At 29.9% G+C, this 20157-nt stretch carries 21 protein-coding genes and 1 pseudogene; 15 read left to right on the forward strand and 7 right to left on the reverse strand.

Features of this window, described 5'->3' with window-relative positions; translation table 11 throughout:
• Position 1: 1 nt before the first annotated feature.
• Together fliI and folE are read right to left on the reverse strand one after the other, a co-directional pair.
• A complete protein-coding gene (gene fliI / locus AJ939_RS07020; RefSeq protein ID WP_002854283.1) occupies positions 2 to 1387 on the reverse strand; it encodes a flagellar protein export ATPase FliI in 1386 nt (461 codons plus the stop codon).
• Positions 1387 to 1959, reverse strand: a complete 573-nt coding sequence (gene folE / locus AJ939_RS07025) for a GTP cyclohydrolase I FolE (protein ID WP_002880936.1) — start codon at positions 1957 to 1959, stop codon at positions 1387 to 1389. Before folE ends, fliI begins: the two co-directional genes overlap by 1 nt.
• A gap of 143 nt (positions 1960 to 2102) precedes the next feature.
• Between folE and tig the strand changes: the two genes are divergently transcribed.
• The 10 genes from tig to AJ939_RS07075 all read left to right on the forward strand — a co-directional run bounded on the left by tig (position 2103) and on the right by AJ939_RS07075 (position 10884).
• A complete protein-coding gene (gene tig, locus AJ939_RS07030; RefSeq protein ID WP_070276488.1) occupies positions 2103 to 3437 on the forward strand; it encodes a trigger factor in 1335 nt (444 codons plus the stop codon).
• Entirely contained in the window at positions 3437 to 4021 is a 585-nt protein-coding gene (gene clpP, locus AJ939_RS07035; RefSeq protein WP_002861003.1) for an ATP-dependent Clp endopeptidase proteolytic subunit ClpP, read from the forward strand. Before tig ends, clpP begins: the two co-directional genes overlap by 1 nt.
• A gap of 35 nt (positions 4022 to 4056) precedes the next feature.
• The gene (def, locus tag AJ939_RS07040) at positions 4057 to 4584 is read left to right on the forward strand and encodes a peptide deformylase (RefSeq protein WP_002851936.1); all 528 of its coding nucleotides are present in this window, start codon (positions 4057 to 4059) and stop codon (positions 4582 to 4584) included.
• Positions 4581 to 6086: a YifB family Mg chelatase-like AAA ATPase gene (locus tag AJ939_RS07045; protein ID WP_070276462.1), complete on the forward strand. Its 1506-nt coding sequence runs from the start codon at positions 4581 to 4583 to the stop codon at positions 6084 to 6086. Before def ends, AJ939_RS07045 begins: the two co-directional genes overlap by 4 nt.
• Before the next feature lies 1 nt (position 6087).
• Positions 6088 to 6786, forward strand: a complete 699-nt coding sequence (locus AJ939_RS07050; RefSeq protein WP_002826913.1) for an NYN domain-containing protein — start codon at positions 6088 to 6090, stop codon at positions 6784 to 6786.
• Positions 6770 to 8140 carry a bifunctional ADP-dependent NAD(P)H-hydrate dehydratase/NAD(P)H-hydrate epimerase gene (locus AJ939_RS07055; RefSeq protein WP_070276464.1) on the forward strand — a complete coding sequence of 457 codons (1371 nt, stop codon included), beginning with the start codon at positions 6770 to 6772 and terminating at the stop codon, positions 8138 to 8140. Before AJ939_RS07050 ends, AJ939_RS07055 begins: the two co-directional genes overlap by 17 nt.
• The gene (gene purN, locus AJ939_RS07060) at positions 8131 to 8697 is read left to right on the forward strand and encodes a phosphoribosylglycinamide formyltransferase (protein WP_002854200.1); all 567 of its coding nucleotides are present in this window, start codon (positions 8131 to 8133) and stop codon (positions 8695 to 8697) included. Before AJ939_RS07055 ends, purN begins: the two co-directional genes overlap by 10 nt.
• A 71-nt stretch (positions 8698 to 8768) precedes the next feature.
• Positions 8769 to 9488 (forward strand): TerC family protein, encoded by a 720-nt coding sequence (locus AJ939_RS07065; protein WP_002851673.1) that lies wholly within the window; start codon positions 8769 to 8771, stop codon positions 9486 to 9488.
• The gene (locus AJ939_RS07070; RefSeq protein ID WP_070276466.1) at positions 9481 to 9690 is read left to right on the forward strand and encodes an alkylphosphonate utilization protein; all 210 of its coding nucleotides are present in this window, start codon (positions 9481 to 9483) and stop codon (positions 9688 to 9690) included. Before AJ939_RS07065 ends, AJ939_RS07070 begins: the two co-directional genes overlap by 8 nt.
• A gap of 9 nt (positions 9691 to 9699) precedes the next feature.
• The gene (locus tag AJ939_RS07075; protein ID WP_002854511.1) at positions 9700 to 10884 is read left to right on the forward strand and encodes a metallophosphoesterase; all 1185 of its coding nucleotides are present in this window, start codon (positions 9700 to 9702) and stop codon (positions 10882 to 10884) included.
• A 12-nt stretch (positions 10885 to 10896) separates the two neighbouring features.
• On the opposite strand, the gene AJ939_RS07080 is transcribed toward AJ939_RS07075, so the two are convergent.
• Both AJ939_RS07080 and AJ939_RS07085 read right to left on the reverse strand, forming a co-directional pair.
• Positions 10897 to 12255, reverse strand: coding sequence for a hemolysin family protein (locus AJ939_RS07080; RefSeq protein WP_070276468.1), 1359 nt, complete (start codon positions 12253 to 12255; stop codon positions 10897 to 10899).
• 98 nt (positions 12256 to 12353) lie between these two features.
• Positions 12354 to 13553, reverse strand: a complete 1200-nt coding sequence (locus tag AJ939_RS07085) for a putative transporter (protein WP_070210606.1) — start codon at positions 13551 to 13553, stop codon at positions 12354 to 12356.
• Positions 13554 to 13762: 209 nt separating this feature from the next.
• Here AJ939_RS07085 and AJ939_RS07090 point away from each other — a divergent pair.
• From AJ939_RS07090 to AJ939_RS07110, 5 genes and pseudogenes are all read left to right on the forward strand, one after another.
• Positions 13763 to 13878: pseudogene (locus tag AJ939_RS07090) on the forward strand (hypothetical protein).
• Complete coding sequence (locus AJ939_RS07095) at positions 13875 to 14879, forward strand: Fe(3+) ABC transporter substrate-binding protein (protein WP_070210605.1); 1005 nt, start codon at positions 13875 to 13877, stop codon at positions 14877 to 14879. Before AJ939_RS07090 ends, AJ939_RS07095 begins: the two are co-directional and overlap by 4 nt.
• A complete protein-coding gene (locus tag AJ939_RS07100) occupies positions 14879 to 16495 on the forward strand; it encodes an ABC transporter permease (protein WP_070210604.1) in 1617 nt (538 codons plus the stop codon). Before AJ939_RS07095 ends, AJ939_RS07100 begins: the two co-directional genes overlap by 1 nt.
• Positions 16479 to 17387 carry an ABC transporter ATP-binding protein gene (locus AJ939_RS07105; protein WP_002860649.1) on the forward strand — a complete coding sequence of 303 codons (909 nt, stop codon included), beginning with the start codon at positions 16479 to 16481 and terminating at the stop codon, positions 17385 to 17387. Before AJ939_RS07100 ends, AJ939_RS07105 begins: the two co-directional genes overlap by 17 nt.
• 35 nt (positions 17388 to 17422) lie before the next feature.
• Positions 17423 to 18628 carry a saccharopine dehydrogenase family protein gene (locus AJ939_RS07110; protein ID WP_070210603.1) on the forward strand — a complete coding sequence of 402 codons (1206 nt, stop codon included), beginning with the start codon at positions 17423 to 17425 and terminating at the stop codon, positions 18626 to 18628.
• 12 nt (positions 18629 to 18640) lie between these two features.
• Here the strand turns inward: AJ939_RS07110 and AJ939_RS11200 are convergent, their stop codons facing one another.
• The 3 genes from AJ939_RS11200 to sodB all read right to left on the reverse strand — a co-directional run bounded on the left by AJ939_RS11200 (position 18641) and on the right by sodB (position 20063).
• Positions 18641 to 19003 (reverse strand): hypothetical protein, encoded by a 363-nt coding sequence (locus tag AJ939_RS11200; protein ID WP_002870694.1) that lies wholly within the window; start codon positions 19001 to 19003, stop codon positions 18641 to 18643.
• 109 nt (positions 19004 to 19112) lie between these two features.
• On the reverse strand, positions 19113 to 19331 hold the full coding sequence (locus AJ939_RS11205; protein WP_052775596.1) for a hypothetical protein: 219 nt from the start codon (positions 19329 to 19331) through the stop codon (positions 19113 to 19115).
• Between the two features lie 69 nt (positions 19332 to 19400).
• Positions 19401 to 20063, reverse strand: coding sequence for a superoxide dismutase [Fe] (sodB, locus tag AJ939_RS07125; protein ID WP_002851662.1), 663 nt, complete (start codon positions 20061 to 20063; stop codon positions 19401 to 19403).
• Positions 20064 to 20157: the final 94 nt, after the last annotated feature.

The following is a 20157-nucleotide window of genomic DNA, read 5'->3' on the forward strand; positions in this document are numbered from 1 at the left end:
TTTATTTTAAATTAGGATTAGGCAAGGTTGCACTTGCACTTCCTACATTTATATTTTGAGTTGGTGGCAAAGGAGTATTTGGTGTATCAATTTGACTTAAAAGCTCTAAAGTTTGATTAAATTCGAAGCTTTCTTCAGGATTTTGCCCTAAGAATTTTTGCATAAATTCTTTTTTAGAAATAGCTTCATCAAGTTCTTTATCACTTCCTTTTTGATAGGCACCGATGCGAAGCAATACTTCATTTTCTTTTAAAAGCGAGTTTAAACGCTTAAATTTTCTTGCCCAAAGTTTATGTTCAGGACTTATAATGTCACTCATCACCCTTGAAGCAGAGTTTTGTATATTAATAGGAGGATAAATTCCAAAGTCTGTTAATTCACGACTTAAAACAATGTGTCCATCTAAGATAGAACGACTTTGATCAGCAATTGGATCGCTCATATCATCTCCATCTACCAAAACGGTAAAAAAGGCTGTTATAGTGCCTTTACCTTCTTCTTTACCCGTTCTTTCCATGAGTTGAGGCAAAAGACTTAAAACACTTGGTGGATAACCTTTGGTTGTAGGAGGTTCTCCAAGAGCTAGTCCTATTTCTCTTTGCGCCATAGCAAAACGCGTTACACTATCCATGATAAAAAGTACATCTTTACCTTGTTCTTTAAAGTATTCTGCCACACTCATTGCACAAAAAGCACCGTATTTACGCATCAAAGCACTATCATCACTTGTAGCAACAATAATCACTGTATCATCGAGCTTTCCGCCTAAATTTTTTTGTATAAATTCAGGAATTTCACGCCCCCTTTCTCCTATGAGTGCCACTACCTTTATAGGAGCTTTGGAATTTTTAACTATCATTCCCATAAGAGTGGATTTTCCTACCCCGCTTCCTGCAAAAATACCAAGTTTTTGCCCTACACCACAAGTTAAAAGTGCGTCTATGGTTTTAACACCCACGGGAAAAACTTCTTCTATAAGCCCTCTTTTCATCGCATCAATAGGTGCACGCATTATAGGCATATATTTACTTACTTCTATAGCTCCTTTACCATCTTTTGGACGCATAAAAGGATCTACTACTCTGCCTAAAAGTTCATCGCTAACGCCTATTTGCATACCTGCATCACTTATGAAAGCACGATCGCCTATCTTAAAACCTTCTATAAAAGAAAATGGGCTTAAATAGCTAAATTGTTCTTTGATTTCTACAACCATAGCTAGAGTGTTTAAATTTTCATTTTCATTGGAAACTAACTTCACTATATCTCCAACCCCTGTTTTAAGCCCACGAATTTCTATACTTGTAGCAGAAATTTTTGTAATCTCTCCAAAAATAGCACTTAAATTTTCTTTACCAAGTTTGGAACGTAGTTTTTCAAGATTCATTAAAATCTTACCTGTTTAGCAGAGTTTATGAGAGAAAAAAATTCCTCTCTAGTTTTTTCATTTTTCAAGAAAATTCCACGCAAAGCTGAAGTTGTAGTGGTGGAATTAGCTTTTTGTACTCCACGCATTTCAACACACATATGTCTTGCTTCTATGACTACACCCACACCTTTTGCATCGACATTTTCCATTAAAGCTTGTGCGATTTGTTCGGTAAGTTGTTCTTGAATTTGAAGTCTTCTTGCAAACACTTCTACAAGGCGTGGAATTTTGCTTAAACCTACTACTTTTTTATTAGGGATATAGGCTACATGAGCACGCCCAAAAAAAGGTAAAAGATGATGTTCGCAAAGACTGTAAAATTCTATATCACGCACCAAAACCATTTCATTATTAGAGCTTTCAAATAAAGCATTATTTAAAATATCTTTGACATTTTGCGTATAACCACTAGTAAGAAATTCATAAGCTTTAAAAACACGATTTGGTGTTTTAATCAGTCCTTCACGATTTGGATTTTCTCCTATAATTTCAAGCATAGTTTTAACACAATCTTCAAATTTTTTTTGCAAACTTTTCTCCAAAAATATTTTTATTATTTTAATAATAATGTAATATTGCAATTTTATCATAAATTACTTTAAAATTTTATGCAAGTAATAAGGAAAAATTTGCTATGATTGAAAGCAAATTTTATTTTATAAGGAAAAAAACTATGGAAGTAAAGGCAAAGCAACTAGATTCTGTTAATGCGACTGCTAGTGTAAAAATTCCTTCAGGAATCATTAAAAATGAAGTAGAAAATTTAGCAAAAAAAGCTTCTAAAAGCGTAAAAATGGATGGGTTTAGACCAGGAAAAGTTCCTGTAAGTGCTGTACTTAAAAGATATGAAAGAGAACTCACTCAAGACGCAGAACAAAATCTTTTTAAATCTGCTGTAAATAGTGCTTTACAAGAACTTAAAAAAGAAAGTAAAGAGCTTGTAGGTGAGCCATATTTTGAAAAATTTGATCGTAAAGATGGAGAAATTATTGCTGAGTTAATACTTTCTTTTAAACCTGAAATTAAACTTGAGGGTTATGAAAAACTCATCCCTGAATATCAAACTCCAAAAGTAAGTAAAAAAGAAATTGATGAGAAAAAAGATGAACTTTTAAAGCGTTTTGCTACTCCTGAAGCTATAAAAACAAAAAGAGCTTTAAAAGAAGGTGATTTTGCAAAATTTGATTTTGAAGGTTTTGTAGATGATAAAGCTTTTGAAGGTGGTAAAGCTGAAAATTATGTTTTAGAAATTGGTTCTAAGCAATTTATTCCAGGTTTTGAAGATGGTATGATAGGAATGAAAATAGGTGAAGAAAAAGATATCAAAGTAACTTTCCCTAAAGAATACGGTGCAGCGCATTTAGCAGGTAAAGATGCGGTATTTAAAGTAAAACTACATGAAATTCAAGAGCTTAAAATTCCAGAGCTTGATGATGAAATGCTTAAAAAACTTTTACCAGGAGAAGAAAAAACTAGTGTTGAAGTTTTAGATGAAAAATTAAAAGAGCAAATCAAAAATGAAAAGCTTTTTAAACTTGTAAATGACGAATTAAAAGGTAAATTTGCAGATGCTTTGATTGAAAAATATAATTTTGATTTACCTAAAAGCATAGTAGAACAAGAAACTGATATGCAAATGCGTGCAGCTTTTAATACTTTTAGTGAAAAAGAAATTGAAGAGCTTAAAGCAAGTAAAGAAAAATATCAAGAAAAACGTGATTCTTTTAAAGAAGAAGCGCAAAAAAGTGTAAAACTTACTTTTATTATTGATGAGCTTGCAAAATTGCGCAAGATTGAAGTAAATGATCAAGAATTGATTCAAGCGATTTATTTTGAAGCATATCGCTATGGTATGAATCCAAAAGAGCATTTAGAAAACTATAAAAAACAAGGAGCTTTACCTGCTGTGAAAATGGCTTTAATTGAAGAAAAACTTTTTAATGATATTTTTATGCCAAAAACAGAAAAATTGGAAAAAACGAGCAAAAAAGAGAAAGAAGATAAATAATGTTTATTCCTTATGTTATTGAAAAATCCAGTCGTGGTGAAAGAAGTTATGATATTTACTCACGCCTTTTAAAAGATAGAATTATTATGCTAAGTGGCGAAATTCATGATGAACTTGCTGCTTCTATCGTAGCACAACTTCTTTTTTTAGAAGCTGAAGATCCTACAAAAGATATTTATCTTTATATCAATTCTCCAGGCGGTGTCATTACAAGTGGTTTTAGTATTTATGATACTATGAACTATATCAAACCTGATGTTTGTACGATTTGCATAGGACAAGCTGCTTCTATGGGAGCATTTTTGCTTAGTTGTGGCGCAGAAGGAAAACGTTTTGCTTTGCCTAATTCACGCATTATGATTCATCAACCTTTAGGTGGAGCTAGAGGTCAAGCCACAGATATTGAAATTCAAGCTAAAGAAATTTTAAGACTTAAAACTATACTTAATGATATTTTGGCAAAAAATACTAAGCAAAAAGTTACAAAAATAGCAAAAGATACAGAAAGAGATTTTTTCATGTCAGCACAAGAAGCTAAAGAATATGGACTGATTGATAAGGTTTTGGAAAAAAGTTTTAAATGATTTCTTTGGAGATCATTTAAAACAAAGGTTTTTTAATGGTTAGAAAAATTATCACTTATCCTAATCCTAGACTTTTTTTAAACTCTGAAATTGTAAATAAATTTGATACAGAACTTCACACCTTGCTTGATGATATGTATGAAACTATGATAGCAAGTAATGGGGTAGGTTTAGCAGCTATTCAAGTGGATATTCCTTTGCGTGTTTTACTTGTAAATATTTTTGATGAAAATGATGAACAAAAAAAAGAAGATTTGCTAGAGATTATTAATCCTGAAATTATTCCTTTAGATGAAGAAATGATCACTTGTACCGAAGGGTGTTTGAGTGTGCCAGATTTTTTCGAAGAAGTAAAACGCTATAATCATATCTTACTTAAATATCAAGATCGCTTTGGAGAATTTAAAGAACTTGAAGCAAAAGGTTTTTTAGCTGTGGCTATTCAACACGAAAATGATCATTTGAATGGACATTTATTTATAGAAAAAATTTCTTTTGCTAAGCGTCAAAAATTCGATAAAGAATTTAAGAAAAAGAAGAAAAATCATAAAAAAGAGAAATGAAAAAACTAAAGTGCATAAGCTTTCATGAAGGCTTAGACATTATAGAGGTAGAATCCACTTTTACAAGAGGTTTGCCAAATTTAAGCATAGTAGGACTTGCAAGTGTAGCGATTAAGGAAAGTGTCGAACGCATCAAAGCCATGCTTTTAAGTTGTGATTTTGCTTTTCCTGCTAAAAAAATTACTATCAATCTTAGTCCTTCAGGCATCCCAAAAAAGGGATCTCATTTTGATTTGGCCATTGCTTTATTAATCCTTTTACAAAATGAAGAATTAGATGACTTTTTTGTAGTAGGAGAATTAGGACTTGATGGAAGTATTAAAAGCACAAATGAGCTTTTTTCTTTGCTTTTGTTTCTTTCTGCTAAAATTAAAAAAGCTAAAATCGTTGTTCCAAAAAGTATAGCACAAAAAGCTTCCATGATACCGAATTTAGAGGTTTATGGACTTGAAAATTTAAATGAAGCAATAGAGTTTTTTAAAGAAAAAAATTATGAAAATTTTCGTTTTTCTCACAATCATCCTTTATTCGCAAGTCCTTTACAAATAGAAAATGAAATTTTTTTACAAAATATGGATTTTAAACTTGATTTTAAAGATATCAAAGGGCAGGAAAAAGCTAAAAGAGCTTGTATAATAGCTGCTTTAGGTATGCATAATATCTTATTTGAAGGAAGTCCAGGAAGTGGTAAAAGTATGTGTGCTAAACGCCTTGTTTATATCATGCCTCCTCAAAGTTTAAGTGAAATTTTAATGCAAAATGCTTATATGTCTTTAGATTCAAAAGATTGTGAATTTACTAAAATTCGTGCTTTTCGTCATCCTCATCATACTTCTACAAGAGCAAGTATTTTTGGCGGAGGAACAAAAAATGCTAGAATTGGAGAAGTCGCACTTGCAAATGGCGGAGTATTGTTTTTTGATGAATTTCCACATTTTAACAAGCAAATCATAGAGAGTTTAAGAGAGCCTTTAGAGGATCATAAAATTCATATTTCAAGAGTAAATTCTAAAATCACTTATGAAACAAAATTTAGCTTTATAGCCGCTCAAAATCCTTGTCCTTGCGGAAATTTATTTTCTAAAAATCTTTCTTGTGTTTGTAGTGAAAATGAGATTAAAAAATACAAAAATCACATTTCAGCTCCTATTATGGATAGGATTGATCTTTATGTAGCTATGGATGAGATCAGCAAGGATGATAAAACGAGTATAAGTTCTAAAGAAATGAGTGAAAAAATTTTACAAGCTTTTATTTTTGGTAAAAAACGAGGGCAAAAAGAATTTAATGGGAAATTAAAAGATGAAGATTTAAGTCGTTTTTGTGTACTAGAAAAAGATGCCAAAGATACGCTAGATTTAGCAATTTCACGTTATAATCTTTCTTTGCGATCGCTTAATAAAATTTTAAAAGTTTCAAGAAGTATAGCGGATTTAGAACAAAGTCTTAATATTAGCAAAACCCATATTTTAGAAGCTTTAAGCTTTAGAGCAAGGAATTAAAATGGAAAATAAAAGTATAGCTATCTTTATAGATGCAGAAAATATCCCTGCAAAATACGCTAAAAGTATTTTTGATATCGCTTCAGATTATGGAGAGGTTATCATTAAACGCATTTATGGGGATTGGACTCAAAAAAATATACAAGGTTGGAGAGAGCAAATTGCTGAATATTCTTTAATCGCTATGCAACAATTTAATTTTGCAGCCAACAAAAACTCAAGCGATATGTATTTAATCACTGAAATCATGTCCATATTTTATGAAAAAAATATAGATATTTTTGTTATTGTTTCAAGCGATAGTGATTATACTTCACTCATTCAAAAATTAAGAGAAAATAAAAAACAAGTTATAGGAATGGGGCTTGAAAAGTCTATAAAATCCTATGTAAATGCTTTTAGTGAATTTTTTTATTTAGATAAAGATGAGAGTAAAAAAGAAGATATTTTAAGTAAGGATTATTTAAGAGCTTTAATCAATATCACCGAACAGCTTATCGATGAAAAAGGGCGTGCCGAATACGCACAAATCCGCACTAATATGAACCGCAAATACTCAGATTTTCATCCGCAAAATTATGGTTTTAAGAATTTTCGTGCTTTGATCCAGAAATTTTTACCTAAAATGAAAAAATTTGAAGAAGAAAGAGAAAAAAATATATATTTTTTGGTGAAAAAAGATTATGAAAGCTATTATTGATAATATAAAAATTTTAGAACAAAATGCTATAAATAAAGGCTTAGATGAGCTTATTTTAATGGAAAATGCAGGATTAAATTTAGCCAAGCTGATTAAAAAAGAAGCTAAAAAAATCTGCATTCAACGCAAGATTAAAAAAGTAAAAATACTTTTTTTATTAGGCGGGGGTAACAACGCTTCAGATGGCTTGGTGGCTTTAAGAAATTTAAAACACGCTAAAGCTTATAAAATAGGCTTTAAAGAAAATACGCTTTTTAAAAAACAAGAGCAAATTTTACAAAATTATGCTTTTAAATTTTGTAAAAAAGAACCCAATTTTAAAAAATTTCATATTATTATTGATTGTATTTTAGGCACAGGCTTAAATCGTTGTTTAGATGAAAAAACAAGTTTAATAATTCAAAAAGTTAATCAAAGCAAGGCTTTAAAAATAGCTTGTGATATGCCTACAAATTTGGGATTTTATCCTTGTTTTAAAGCTGATATTACACTTTGCATGGGAGCTTTAAAGGAAATTTTACTTGAAGATTTTGCTAAGGAATTTGTAGGAAGGATTAAAATAGCCAATTTAGGCATTAGCTCTAAGAAATTTTACCCTAATTCTCAAGCTTTTTTGCTTGAAAAAAAAGATTTAAAAACTATAGATAGAAAAATCAACGCTAATAAAGGAAATTTTGGCCATATTTATATAGTTGCCAATGCAAGCGCTGGAACTTTAGCAGGACTTGGAGCCTTAAATTTTGGAGCAGGTCTTGTTTCTTTAGTAGCACAAAAAAGCTTCTCACCTCTTTTGATGTTAAAAGAAAAAATTGAAAATAATGCAAGTGCTATTGCTTTAGGTATGGGGCTTGAAAATTTGGATTTTCTAAAAGATGAAATTTTGCAAAACACTCCTTTGATCTTGGATGCAAACTGCTTTTTAAGTGAAGCTTTGCTTTGGTATTTAAACAGAAAAGATATTGTTATAACCCCTCATCCAAAAGAATTTATAAAACTTTATAAAATGTGCTTTGATGAGAATTTAGATATAGAAACATTGCAAAAAAATCGCTTTTTCTATGCTAGAAAATTTTCACAAAATTATGATTGTGTTCTTGTTTTAAAAGGAGCAAATCCTATTATTGCACAAAAAGAAAAATTATTTGTTGTAAATTTAGGAAATCAAGCCTTAGCTAAAGGTGGGAGTGGAGATGTTTTAAGTGGAATGATTGCTGCACATTTAGGTTTTGGTTTTAGCGCTTTAGAAGCAGCAAAAAATGCTACTTTAGCTCATGGACTTGTTGCAAAAAAATATAAATTTAATAAAAATAGCTTTGACGCTTTAAAACTTATCAAAGGATTAAAATGCTTGTAAAATTAGCTGTACTTTTTAGTGGAAATGGAGGTAATTTAGAAAATATTTTAGAAAAACTTCATAAAAAAACCATAGGGGAAAATACCTATGAAGTAGTACTTTGCCTTTGTAACAAAAAAGATGCTTTTGGTATACAAAGGGCAAAAAAATTTGGTCTTGATACTGCCATTGTTGATCATAAGGCTTATAATACTCGTGAAGAATTTGATACGATTTTGGTACAAAAAATCAAAGAAAGTGGAGCAAATCTTACTGTATTAGCAGGTTTTATGAGAATTTTAAGTCCTGTTTTTACAAAAAATATTAAGGCAATTAACCTTCATCCTTCTTTATTACCCCTTTTTAAAGGAGCACATGCGATTAAAGAAAGTTATGAAAGTGATATGAAAGTGGCTGGTGTGAGTGTGCATTGGGTCAGTGAAGAACTTGATGGTGGAATGATTATAGCTCAAAAAGCTTTTGAAAAAAGAAATTTGAGTTTTGAAGAATTTGAAGAAAAAATTCATAGCCTAGAACATGAAATTTTACCCTTAAGTGTGATTGAAATTTTTTCTTAAAGAATTAAAGGTATTTGCTTTAAAACTATAAAATATCGCTTTAAAAAATTTTAAAATTTTCAAGGAAATTTATGTTTGAATGGATATTTAGTATTGATGCTTGGATTACTTTAGCTACTTTAAGTGCTCTTGAAATTGTACTAGGGATAGATAATATCATTTTTTTAGCTATTTTAGTAAGCAAACTACCCCCTGAACATCGTGATAAAGGACGTATCTTAGGTTTAGCTTTTGCAATGATTACAAGAATTTTACTTCTTTTATCTCTTTTTTGGGTGATGAAACTTGTAACACCTTTGTTTAGTGTATTGGGCAATGAAATTTCAGGAAGAGATCTAGTTCTTTTACTAGGTGGGCTTTTCTTGATTGTAAAGTCTATTAAAGAAATTAAAGAGCAAATTTCTCATCAAGAAGAAAGTCAAAGTCATTTTAAAGCAAGCAATAAACTTTGGATAGTTGTAGCTGAAATTGCTGTGATTGATATAGTATTTTCACTTGATAGTGTTATTACCGCAGTAGGAATTGCTCAAGATGTAACCATCATGATTATCGCTGTTATTATCGCAGTAGCTGTGATGCTTTTTGCTTCTAAACCTATAGCAGATTTTGTTGAAAAATATCCAAGCATTAAAATTTTAGCCTTAGCTTTTTTGGTGTTAATAGGCGTAGTTTTAGTTGCTGAAAGTTTTGATATTCATATTGATAAGGCATATATTTATACTGCTATGGCTTTTGCTTTAGTGGTGCAAATTTTAAATATTTTAGATCAAAGAAAGGAAAAAAATGGCTAAAGACGCTAATGGAACAGAACTTAACGCAGGTAATAGCGTGAGTGTAATAAAAGATCTTAAGGTTAAAGGCGCAAGTACAACTTTAAAACGTGGAACTACTATAAAAAATATTAAGCTCACTTCTAAAGAAGGTGAAATTGAGTCTAGAGTAGATAAATTTGGCGTTATTGTTTTAAAAACTGAATTTTTAAAGAAAATCTAGGCAAAGAATGTGCGAATCTTACTTGTTTTAAGAGGGAATTATTACGCAGGACAAGAAGAATTTATCAAAAATAATAAACTTCAAAATTATACACTTGATTTAAATGCTTTGCGTCTTTTATCAGGAAGCGTTAAAAATATAGTCAGTGAATATAAAATTTTAAATGTTAAAAATGATGAAGATTTGAGTAAAATTTTACTCAAACTTCTAGAAATGCGTATGCAAAAAGGTGAGTTTTGCATCATAAACGCTTACAATGAAACATTAAAAATTTACAAAGACTTAGCTAAACAATATCGCTATAAAATGTATGTTATTGTTTTTGATAGCTCTTTAAAACAATGTCAAGAAAAAAATCTTTTAGAAGCTAAAAAAAATGGATATATCATCCCTTATGCTCTTTTGGAAAAAACTCAAGATTTACTCAAAAAAAATCCAAAAAAATACCCAATTTTAGACTCGAGCGACTGGAAAAAATGTCTTTACCAAATGCCAAATTTAAGCAAATATAAAAAAATTCATCATATAGGAGATTTACAAGGTTGTTATAGTGTTTTAAAAGAATACATTAAAACAATCAAAGAAGATGAATTTTATATATTTTTGGGAGATTATATCAACAGAGGTATAGAAAATGGCAAAGTAATAAAATTTCTTTTAAAAATTTGCGAAAAAGAAAATGTATGCTTATTAGAAGGAAATCACGAAAGACATCTTATAAAATGGGCTAATGGAGAATTGTCAAATTCCAAAGAATTTAATGAAAATACTTTAAAGGACTTTAGAAAAGAAAAACTTACTCCAAGAGATGCTAGAAAACTCTATCCTCATCTAAAAGAATGTTTATACTACAAATTCCAAAATAAATTCATATTTTGTTCACATGGAGGAGTAAATTTTATACCCTCCAAACCTGAAAAAATAAGTTTTATACCAAGCCATGATTTTATTTATGGTGTAGGTGGATATGAAGACAGTCAAAAAGTAGCAAATCAATTTTGTAATTTCACCTCGGACAATCTTTATCAAATCTTTGGACACAGAAATAAAGAAAAACTTCCTATGAAAATAGCCAAAAGAGTATTTTTATGCGAGGGTAAAATAGATGGTGGTGGATATTTACGCGTAGTTACACTAGATAAAAAAGGTTTTGAGTGTATAGAAATTAAAAACCAAATTTACAAAAAGAAATAAGCCTAAAGAGGCTTATTCTTCATCTTTATTTGTTTTTTTAACCACCTTAACACGCTCTATAGAATTCCCGTCCATTTTTTTAACTTCATAGTAACAAAGTTCATCTTCAATGCGATCTCCTACCATAGGCAAGCGTCCTAAAAGATTAAATACATATCCACCTATAGTAACTTGTTCTAAATCCTCATCATAGTTTATTGCAAGCATTTCTTCAACAGTTTCTATATCGCATCGTCCTTGAAATTCATAGATATTTTCAGCAAGTTTTTTATAGCTGTCTTCTTCATGCTCGCTTTTAATTTCGCCAATAATTTCTTCCATGATATCTTCCATGGTTAAAATTCCAGCAGTTCCACCATACTCATCAACTACTAATGCAGTATGAGAGCGTTCTTTATTCATCATTACAAGTACTTTTGAAATACTGATATTTTCAGGAACCAAAATCAAAGGTTTAACAAAAGTATCTAAATTTTGACTTTTATGGCTTAATTCATTTTGTATTATATCTCGTATGTGTATCATCCCTAAAATAGTATCTTTAGAACCGTCAATATAAGGAAAGCGAGTATGTTTATATTCACAAATGATTTGCATATTTTCTTCGTAACTTTTTTGTTTATTTAGACAAATCATATCTTTTCTAGGAGTCATAATCTCTTTAGCAACAGTATCTGAAAAATCAACAGCATTGCGTATGATCTCTGTTTCAAATTCATCTAAAACTCCACCTTTTTGACTCTCACTTGCTATGATTTTAATTTCTTCTTCGCTATGAGTTAGCTCGCTTTCTTTAGCAGGTTTTATTCCAAAAAGTTTCAAACTTATAGCTGCTAAAAAATCGAAAATTTTAATACAAGGCAAAAAGAGTATCCAAAACCAATGAAGAGGTCTAGCTATAAATAAAACCGCTTTATCTGCAACTGCAATAGCTATACTTTTTGGCACAAGTTCTCCTAAAACCACATGTAAAAGAGTAATAATACTAAAAGCAATAATAAAAGCTATAGTATGGATAATAACAGTGCTAAAACCAAGATTAATAAGCGGAATTTCTAGCATTTTTGCAATAGCAGGCTCACCTATCCAACCAAGAGCTAGAGAACTTAAAGTGATTCCTAATTGACAAGCACTAAGATAAGTATCAAGTCTTGAAGTAACCTCCAAAGCTTTCTTGGCACCAGCTTTTTTTTCTTTTACCATCTCTTCAAGCTTGGAACGACGTACTTTAACAATACTAAATTCAGACAAAACAAAAAAACCATTTAAAAACACTAGAGCAAGTGCAACAACAACCATAAGTATAGAATATCCTGCATCAAAAGATGCTGTAGAAGTTTGGTTTAAATCCAAAACCTGACTGGGGTCCAATGAAGCTCCTTAAGAAATAAAATATTATTAAACCTTATTATACACAATTAAAAGTAAATTTAATATTTGAATTTTTTCTTGTATTTTATAAGAAAAAACTAAGACTTATAAGAAATATTTTTCTCAAATTCTTTTAAACGCTTATATATACTTCTAAGTTGAGTGATAGTTGTCCAGTTTGTGATAAAAACACTAAAAGAGCTTCGTACTTGATCAAAAGCATTGTTAATCTGCATTACAATACCAAGTCCTATAGCTCCAGCAAAAAGCCCTGGTGCCATGATTAAAAATGGCACTATAACTATCATTTGCTCAAATAAAATGAGCCAAATATTAAAATATCCATAATGTAAAAAAAGTCTTTTATAGTTAAATTTAAGCCCTGTAAAAAGCTCTATCATAGTCTCATTTTTAGCGTATTCTTTGCGATTATCCTCAGCATAAACAAGCTCTTTTCTAAAAGCTGCTTCAGCTTTTTGATTGTTATATTCAAGTCCAGGAAGTTTAATACCTACAAACCATGACACAACCAAGCCTCCTAAAGAAATCAAAAGTGCAACATAAACAAGCAAACCATCAATATTTTTTAAAAAATAAAAAGAAGAATTTTCGCTTAAATTTGCAAATAAAGCTTTACTCACAACATCACTTAAACTCCATAAAATCGGAATAAATGCTACAAGGGTCATCAAAGCTTTTATAAAACTAAGTCCTAAACTCTCTACGATTTTGGAAAAATTATAAGTATCTTCTTGAATTCTTTGCGAACTTCCTTCTATATTGTCATCTTTATTTTTCCAAAATTTTAAATAAGAAAAAGTCATAGCCTCACGCCACTTAAAAGCATAGACACTAGCAAAATAGATATTAATCGTAGCGATTAAAACATAAGGAATAGCAATAGCCAAAAAAACTAAAATCAAAGCATAAAAATCATTTGCTGAATAATTTGGCTTTTCAATCATAGCCCTAGAGTTGAAAAAATATTCTAATAAATTTTGATAATAATACAATGCGCCTTTATTGATAAAATTAGCTTTTTGGAAATTTTGCTCAGCTCTTTGATTAGCCTCTTGGATTAAAGTGGCATTATTTTCGAAATTAGTTTCTATTTTTTGCGTAGAATTAGAATCCAAAAGTTCTATTTTTGGCTTTTGTAAAACATTGTAAAAATCACTATACCATGAATTTATAGCAACATTAAGACTTGTTTGAATAAAAAGAAAAAATAAGAGTAAAAAAAGTCCTAAATAAGCCCATAAAGCCCATTTTTTACTTTTAAAAAATGAAGAAAACATGCTACCACCTTTTAAAAGAAAAATTTTAATCAACTTTATTTAATCAAGAGTTTATTAAAAATCATAAATTTATCAATATATGTGTCAAAAATAAACCTCTTTATTCTTTAAAGAAATATAAAAATATAAATATTACGTCATATTTACTTTTTAATATTAATATTTCTTATCAAAATATCTAAAAAAGGAATTAATGTCTATGAAAAAAAATAATTTTATTTTTACTATGCGTTGGCTTTGCTTTTGCTTGCTCTGAACATTCTCATACTGATTTTAAAGATCTTAATAAAACCAAGTATAATTCTCAATAAAGGATAAAATATGAAAAAAATCTTCTTTATGTTTTTAACGGCTTTTTCATTGTTAGGTGCTAGCGAGCTTAATATTTACTCAGCAAGACATTATGATGCTGATTTTGAAATCATAAAAAAATTCGAAGAAAAAACAGGCATTAAGGTCAATCATACTCAAGCTAAAGCTTCAGAACTTATTAAAAGGCTTTCTCTTGAAGGAAATAACTCTCCTGCTGATATTTTCATCACAGCTGATATTTCAAATCTTACAGAAGCTAAAAATTTAGGACTTTTATCCCCTGTTTCATCAAAATATTTAGAAGAATTTATACCTGCTCATTTAAGAGATAAGGATAAAGAATGGTTTGCGATTACAAAAAGAGCAAGAATTATTGCTTACAATAAAAACGCAAATATCGACATTAGCAAAATGAAAAATTATGAAGATTTAGCAAAAGCTGAATTTAAAGGAGAAATTGTCATGAGAAGTGCTACAGCTCCTTATAGCAAAACTCTTTTAGCATCTATTATAGCTAATGATGGAAGTAAAGAGGCTAAAGCATGGGCTAAAGGTGTACTTGAGAATCTTGCGACAAACCCAAAGGGTGGGGATAGAGATCAAGCCAGACAAGTATTTGCAGGCAAAGCTAAATTTGCAGTTATGAATACTTATTATATAGGGCTTTTAAAGAATTCTAAAAATCCAAAAGATGTAGAAGTGGGGAATTCTTTGGGTATTATTTTTCCTAATCAAGACAATAGAGGAACGCATATTAACATTAGCGGTATTGCTATGACAAAATCAAGTAAAAATCAAGATGCGGCTAAAAAATTTATGGAATTTATGTTAAGTCCTGAAATTCAAAAAATTCTTACTGATAGTAATTATGAATTTCCTATAAGAAATGATGTAGAATTAAGCCAAACGGTAAAGGATTTTGGAACTTTTAAAGAAGATCAAATTCCTGTGAGTAAGATAGCAGAAAATATTAAAGAAGCTGTTAAAATTTACGATGAAGTCGGTTTTAGATAATGTATAAAACCTTAAAATACTATAAACTCGGGGCAATTTTACTTGCCCTTTTTCTTGCTTTGCCTATTTTTGGTATTTTTGCTGAACTTTTTTATATTTTATTTCAAAATTTTAACACAAGTGATTTAACCCAATTTTCATCTATTAAAGAAAATTTGAGTCATTTTTTTGATTATTTATTTTTAAAATTCATCAAAGATACTTTTATAATTAGCGTGGGAGTATTGTGTTTAAGCTTGATTTTGGGTGTGAGTTCTGCTTATTTGATCGCAAATTATGATTTTTATTTCTGTAAAATTTTAGAAAAATTACTCATTTTACCCTTGGCCATACCTGCTTATATTTTAGCCTTTGTTTATGTGGGAATTATGGATTTTCAAGGATTTTTTCATGAAAATTTTGGCTTTAGGATAGATTTTTTCAATCATTATGGTGTTATTTTTGTTTTGGCTATTTCTTTATATCCTTATATTTATTTATTTGCTAAAACAGCTTTTAAAAGTGAAGCTAAAGAGGCTTATGAAGTAGCTAAAATCATGAAATATTCTGAATTTAGAATTTTTACACGCGTGGCACTTTTGAGTGCAAGACCTGCCATTTTTTCTGGAGCTTTATTGGTTTTAATGGAAACTTTGAGTGATTATGGTGCAAGTGCTTATTTGGGAGTGGATACTTTTTCGGCTGGAATTTTTAAACTCTGGTATGATTTGAATGATTCTTATTCTTCTAGTGTTTTATCGGGTATTTTAATGCTTTTTGTATTTTTGATTATGTATGTGGATTATTATTATAAAAATAAACATCATTATAGTTTTAATCAAAATTTAGCTCTTTTTATCAAAAAAAGAAAATTAAATCCTATTAAACAAATTCTATCCTGTATTTATTGTTTTATGATTGCTTTTGTAGGTTTTATTTTACCTTTTATTTGGCTAGTTTATTGGGGACTAAAAGATCATAAGCTTTTTGAATCGCAATTTTATATTATCAGTTTTCAAACTATAATCTTAGCTTTAATCACTGCTTTAATTACCACTTTTTTAGCTTATTTTTTGATGTTTAGCTCTAGGATAGTTAAAAATCATTTTTTTAATTTATTTATTTTAAAAATAAGTTCTTTGGGTTATTCTATACCTGCTGCTGCTTTAGGGATTAGCATTATAGTGCTTTTTGTATTTTTGGATAAATTTTTTCACATGAGTTTATTGGAAAATTCTTTACTTGTTCTTGTTTTTGCTTATATAATTCGTTTTTTAGCGAGTGCAATTTATTCTTTAGAGGGAGGATATAATAAAATTCATCTAAATATTGATGAAGCAAGTTTAAATTTAAGAACGAGTTATTTTATTTTATTTTTTAAAATTCACGCACCTTTAATGAAACATTTTTTATTTTTGGCTTTTATTATTGTTTTTATTGATACGATTAAAGAACTTCCTTTAAGTAGAATTTTAGCGCCTTTTGGCTTTGAAACTTTAAGTGTTAAAGCTTTCTGGTTTGCAAGTGATGAAAGAATTTATGATGCAGCTTTGCCTTCCTTGTTTATCGTTTTTCTTTCTTTAATGGTTGTTGTTTGGATGGATAAAATCACAAGGAAAGATGATGTTAGAAATTAAAAATTTATCTAAAAATTTTGGAAAAATACAAGCTTTAGAAAATATCAATCTTCATGTCAAAGAAGGAGAATTTTTAAGCATTTTAGGAGGTAGTGGAAGCGGAAAAAGCACGCTTTTAAGGATTATTGCTAAGCTTGAACAAGCTAGTTCTTATGATTTGTTTTCTTGCAAAGGTGAAGTGGCTTTGATGTTTCAAAATTATGCTTTATTTCCTCATTTAAATGTTGAGAAAAACATACTTTTTGCACTTTACGATAAAAAAGATAAAAATCAAATTTTAAATCATTTGCTTAAAACTTTTGAAATTGAAGATTTAAGATATAAAAAAATCGATGAAATTTCAGGAGGGCAAGCGCAAAGAGTGGCTTTTGCTAGAGCTATAGCAAGAGGATGTCAGCTTTTGCTTTTAGATGAACCTTTTTCTAATTTGGATCAAAATTTAAAACAGGATTTAAGAAGAGAATTGAAAAAAATGATAGAAAATCAAGGCATTACGGCTATTATGGTAACTCATGATATTGAAGATGCTTATTGTATGTCTGATCAAATCGCTTTTTTAGAAAAAGGAAAAATTTTAGCTCATGCAAATCCTAAAGAGCTTTATTTTAAGCCCGATTTTAAAAGTGCGCAAATTTTACCTGATTTAAATATCATAGAAGAAAAACTTGATTTAGAAGATGAATTTTTTGCTTGGATAGCTTCAAAAAATTATATTTTTGGTTATGCAGAACTTAAAATAGGAAATCGCTTTGAGGCTAAAATTTTACAAAAAGAATTTTTAGGGGCTTTTTATAGACTTAAGTTAAGATATAAAAATATAGAATTTTTTATGTTATTAAGCTCAAATTATAACTTAGAAGAAAAAATAAATTTTGATATTATCAATTTTTAGTTAAAATTCCTAAAAATCTTTTAAGGACAAATTTCATGAAAAATCTTTTAATCATAGGCGCAGGTGGAGTAAGTCGTGTGGCTACTGTAAAATGCGCAATGAATTCTGATACTTTTAGCAAAATCACTTTAGCTAGTAGAACAAAAAGCAAATGTGATGAAATCGCTGCTTTTATCAAAGAGCGTTTAGGGGTTCAAATCGAAACAGCGCAAATTGATGCTGATGATAGCAATGCGGTTGTAGAACTTATCAAGAAAACAGGAGCACAAATTTTACTCAATGTTGCTTTGCCTTATCAAGATTTGAGTTTAATGGATGCTTGTATAAAAGCAAGGATTGATTATGTAGATACGGCAAATTATGAACATCCTGATTTAGCTAAATTTGAATACAAAGAGCAATGGGCAAGAAATGATGAGTTTAAACAAGCAGAAATTTTAGGACTTTTAGGAAGTGGATTTGATCCTGGTGTAACTAATGTTTTTTGTGCTTATGCACAGCAAAATTTATTTGATGAAATTTCTTATATAGATATTTTAGATTGCAATGCAGGTGATCATGGCTATGCTTTTGCGACGAATTTTAACCCTGAAATCAATCTGCGTGAGGTTTCTGCTAAAGGGCGTTATTGGGAAAATGGCAAGTGGATAGAAACAGAGCCGATGGAAATAAAAATACAGTGGGATTATCCAGAAGTAGGTGTGAAAGATAGCTATTTGCTTTATCATGAAGAACTTGAAAGCTTGGTAAAAAATATCAAAGGTTTAAAAAGAATACGCTTTTTTATGACCTTTGGACAAAGTTATTTAACTCACATGAAATGTCTCGAAAATGTTGGAATGCTAGGGATTAAACCTGTGATGCACCAAGGAAAAGAAATCATTCCTATAGAATTTTTAAAAACCTTGCTTCCCGATCCTGCGAGTTTGGGGCCACGTACTAAAGGTTATACCAATATAGGTTGCGTAATTCGTGGTAAAAAAGATGGAAAAGATAAGCAAGTTTATATTTATAATGTTTGTAATCATGAAGAATGCTACAAAGAAACTGGCGCACAAGCTGTAAGCTATACTACAGGTGTTCCTGCTATGATAGGCACGAAATTAGTCGCTAAAGGAATTTGGCAAGGAAAAGGCGTATTTAATATGGAAGAATTTGACTCTAAGCCTTTTATGGAAGAGCTGAATTCTCAAGGACTTCCTTGGAAGATTATCGAAATGACTCCAAGTTTAGGAGAGTAAGTGCTTTAGCACTTACTTTTGTCCTATATAAATAAAGTGCTCCACACTGCCTTCAAAATTATACAGATTAATTAATTCATAATCTCCCCAAAATAAAGGTTTAAAAGGCTTAAAATCTTCTTTTAATTCTTCTATGTCTTTAGTAAAGCGTATATATGAAGAACCGCTCAATCTACCACTTGGACATCCTTTTACTTCACGTAATCCATTATCCATAAGTTCTCCTCTTTCATACATACTATAGCCTTTATCACTCATCATAGTTGCAAATATAATAGCTCCTTCATTGCATAATTCATAAAATTCTTGCACAGCTTCTTTAAAAGCTTGCTTTGTAAGATAATATAAGCTTTGATTTGCAAATATAAAATCCATTTTTGTATTGAAGAGTTTTTTAAAGCTAGAATTAGGAGATATGATGTGAAAATTTTTAGAATCTAAGCAAGGATCTTTTTCCCAAAACTTTTTTAAACTAGGAACTATATCAATACCATAAGGCTCTATACCCCCCCCCCGTTATATTTTTAAAATACTTAGAATGCACTCCATTTCCACAACCAAAATCAAGTAATTTTCCACTTGTTTTACTTAGTTTGTATTTTAAGATTCTCTCGTAAAATCTTATAACATGACCATCAGGATATTGAAGTCCATAACCTTCTTTGTCATATTTTTGAGTATATGCAGATAAGGAATTATCCATTTTTTGCTCCTTTTCGTATAGAATTTTGACATTAAGCCAAAATTCATTCTAACACAAAAAGGATTAAAATTATTTTACAGGGTGAAGTTCATTTGCATAAAAACTAACTGATCCCATACCTTCTTTTAAAGCCCATTCATAAGCTTTTGCAACAAATTCCCAATTGATATGAGCATAGAATTTCTCTAAATAAGCAGGGCGTGCATTACGATGATCTACATAATAAGCATGTTCCCAAACATCTACAACAAGTAAAGGAACTTTATCTTCAGTAATCGGTGTAGCTGCGTTTGAAGTGCCTACAAATTCTAGTTTTTGATTTTTAGTATTATAAACTAACCAAAACCATCCTGAACCAAAAACTCCTGTAGCACCTTTGATGAATTCAGCTTTGAAATTTTCTAAAGATCCAAATTCTTTTTCTAGTGCCGCTTGTAAATTAGCATCTATACTTTGACATGAACCGCCACAACCACAGCCTGTACTTGGCTTAATGCAATCAAAATAAAAATCATGATTATAAACTTGAGCTGCGTTATTAAATACGCCCCCATTTGAAGTTTTGATAATACTTACAAGATCTTTACCTGCAAATTCAGTATCTTTAATAAGATTATTTAGATTTGTAACATAAGTATTGTGATGTTTTCCATGATGATAGCTAAAAGTTTCAGCACTCAAAAAATCACCAAAAGCATTGGTATCATAAGGTAATTTTCTTAATTCAAACATAATTTCTCCTTTATTTTTAGTTTGATATTGAAAATATTACCATAATAATATTAAAAAGAGTAAAAATATCTTAAAAGCTTAGTGGGTAAAATTT

The sequence above is a fragment of the Campylobacter sp. BCW_6889 genome (genome assembly GCF_001762535.1).
GTDB classification, from domain to species: domain Bacteria; phylum Campylobacterota; class Campylobacteria; order Campylobacterales; family Campylobacteraceae; genus Campylobacter_D; species Campylobacter_D jejuni.

Excerpts from the sequence above, each read along its gene's own strand:
- fliI (WP_002854283.1), bottom strand. The coding sequence starts at position 1,387 with ATGAATCTTGAAAAACTACGTTCCAAACTTGGTAAAGAAAATTTAAGT.
- tig (WP_070276488.1), top strand. The coding sequence starts at position 2,103 with ATGGAAGTAAAGGCAAAGCAACTAGATTCTGTTAATGCGACTGCTAGT.
- clpP (WP_002861003.1), top strand. The coding sequence starts at position 3,437 with ATGTTTATTCCTTATGTTATTGAAAAATCCAGTCGTGGTGAAAGAAGT.
- def (WP_002851936.1), top strand. The coding sequence starts at position 4,057 with ATGGTTAGAAAAATTATCACTTATCCTAATCCTAGACTTTTTTTAAAC.
- AJ939_RS07045 (WP_070276462.1), top strand. The coding sequence starts at position 4,581 with ATGAAAAAACTAAAGTGCATAAGCTTTCATGAAGGCTTAGACATTATA.
- AJ939_RS07050 (WP_002826913.1), top strand. The coding sequence starts at position 6,088 with ATGGAAAATAAAAGTATAGCTATCTTTATAGATGCAGAAAATATCCCT.
- AJ939_RS07055 (WP_070276464.1), top strand. The coding sequence starts at position 6,770 with ATGAAAGCTATTATTGATAATATAAAAATTTTAGAACAAAATGCTATA.
- purN (WP_002854200.1), top strand. The coding sequence starts at position 8,131 with ATGCTTGTAAAATTAGCTGTACTTTTTAGTGGAAATGGAGGTAATTTA.
- AJ939_RS07065 (WP_002851673.1), top strand. The coding sequence starts at position 8,769 with ATGTTTGAATGGATATTTAGTATTGATGCTTGGATTACTTTAGCTACT.
- AJ939_RS07070 (WP_070276466.1), top strand. The coding sequence starts at position 9,481 with ATGGCTAAAGACGCTAATGGAACAGAACTTAACGCAGGTAATAGCGTG.
- AJ939_RS07085 (WP_070210606.1), bottom strand. The coding sequence starts at position 13,553 with ATGTTTTCTTCATTTTTTAAAAGTAAAAAATGGGCTTTATGGGCTTAT.
- AJ939_RS07095 (WP_070210605.1), top strand. The coding sequence starts at position 13,875 with ATGAAAAAAATCTTCTTTATGTTTTTAACGGCTTTTTCATTGTTAGGT.
- AJ939_RS07100 (WP_070210604.1), top strand. The coding sequence starts at position 14,879 with ATGTATAAAACCTTAAAATACTATAAACTCGGGGCAATTTTACTTGCC.
- AJ939_RS07105 (WP_002860649.1), top strand. The coding sequence starts at position 16,479 with ATGATGTTAGAAATTAAAAATTTATCTAAAAATTTTGGAAAAATACAA.
- AJ939_RS07110 (WP_070210603.1), top strand. The coding sequence starts at position 17,423 with ATGAAAAATCTTTTAATCATAGGCGCAGGTGGAGTAAGTCGTGTGGCT.
- AJ939_RS11200 (WP_002870694.1), bottom strand. The coding sequence starts at position 19,003 with ATGGATTTTATATTTGCAAATCAAAGCTTATATTATCTTACAAAGCAA.
- AJ939_RS11205 (WP_052775596.1), bottom strand. The coding sequence starts at position 19,331 with ATGGATAATTCCTTATCTGCATATACTCAAAAATATGACAAAGAAGGT.
- sodB (WP_002851662.1), bottom strand. The coding sequence starts at position 20,063 with ATGTTTGAATTAAGAAAATTACCTTATGATACCAATGCTTTTGGTGAT.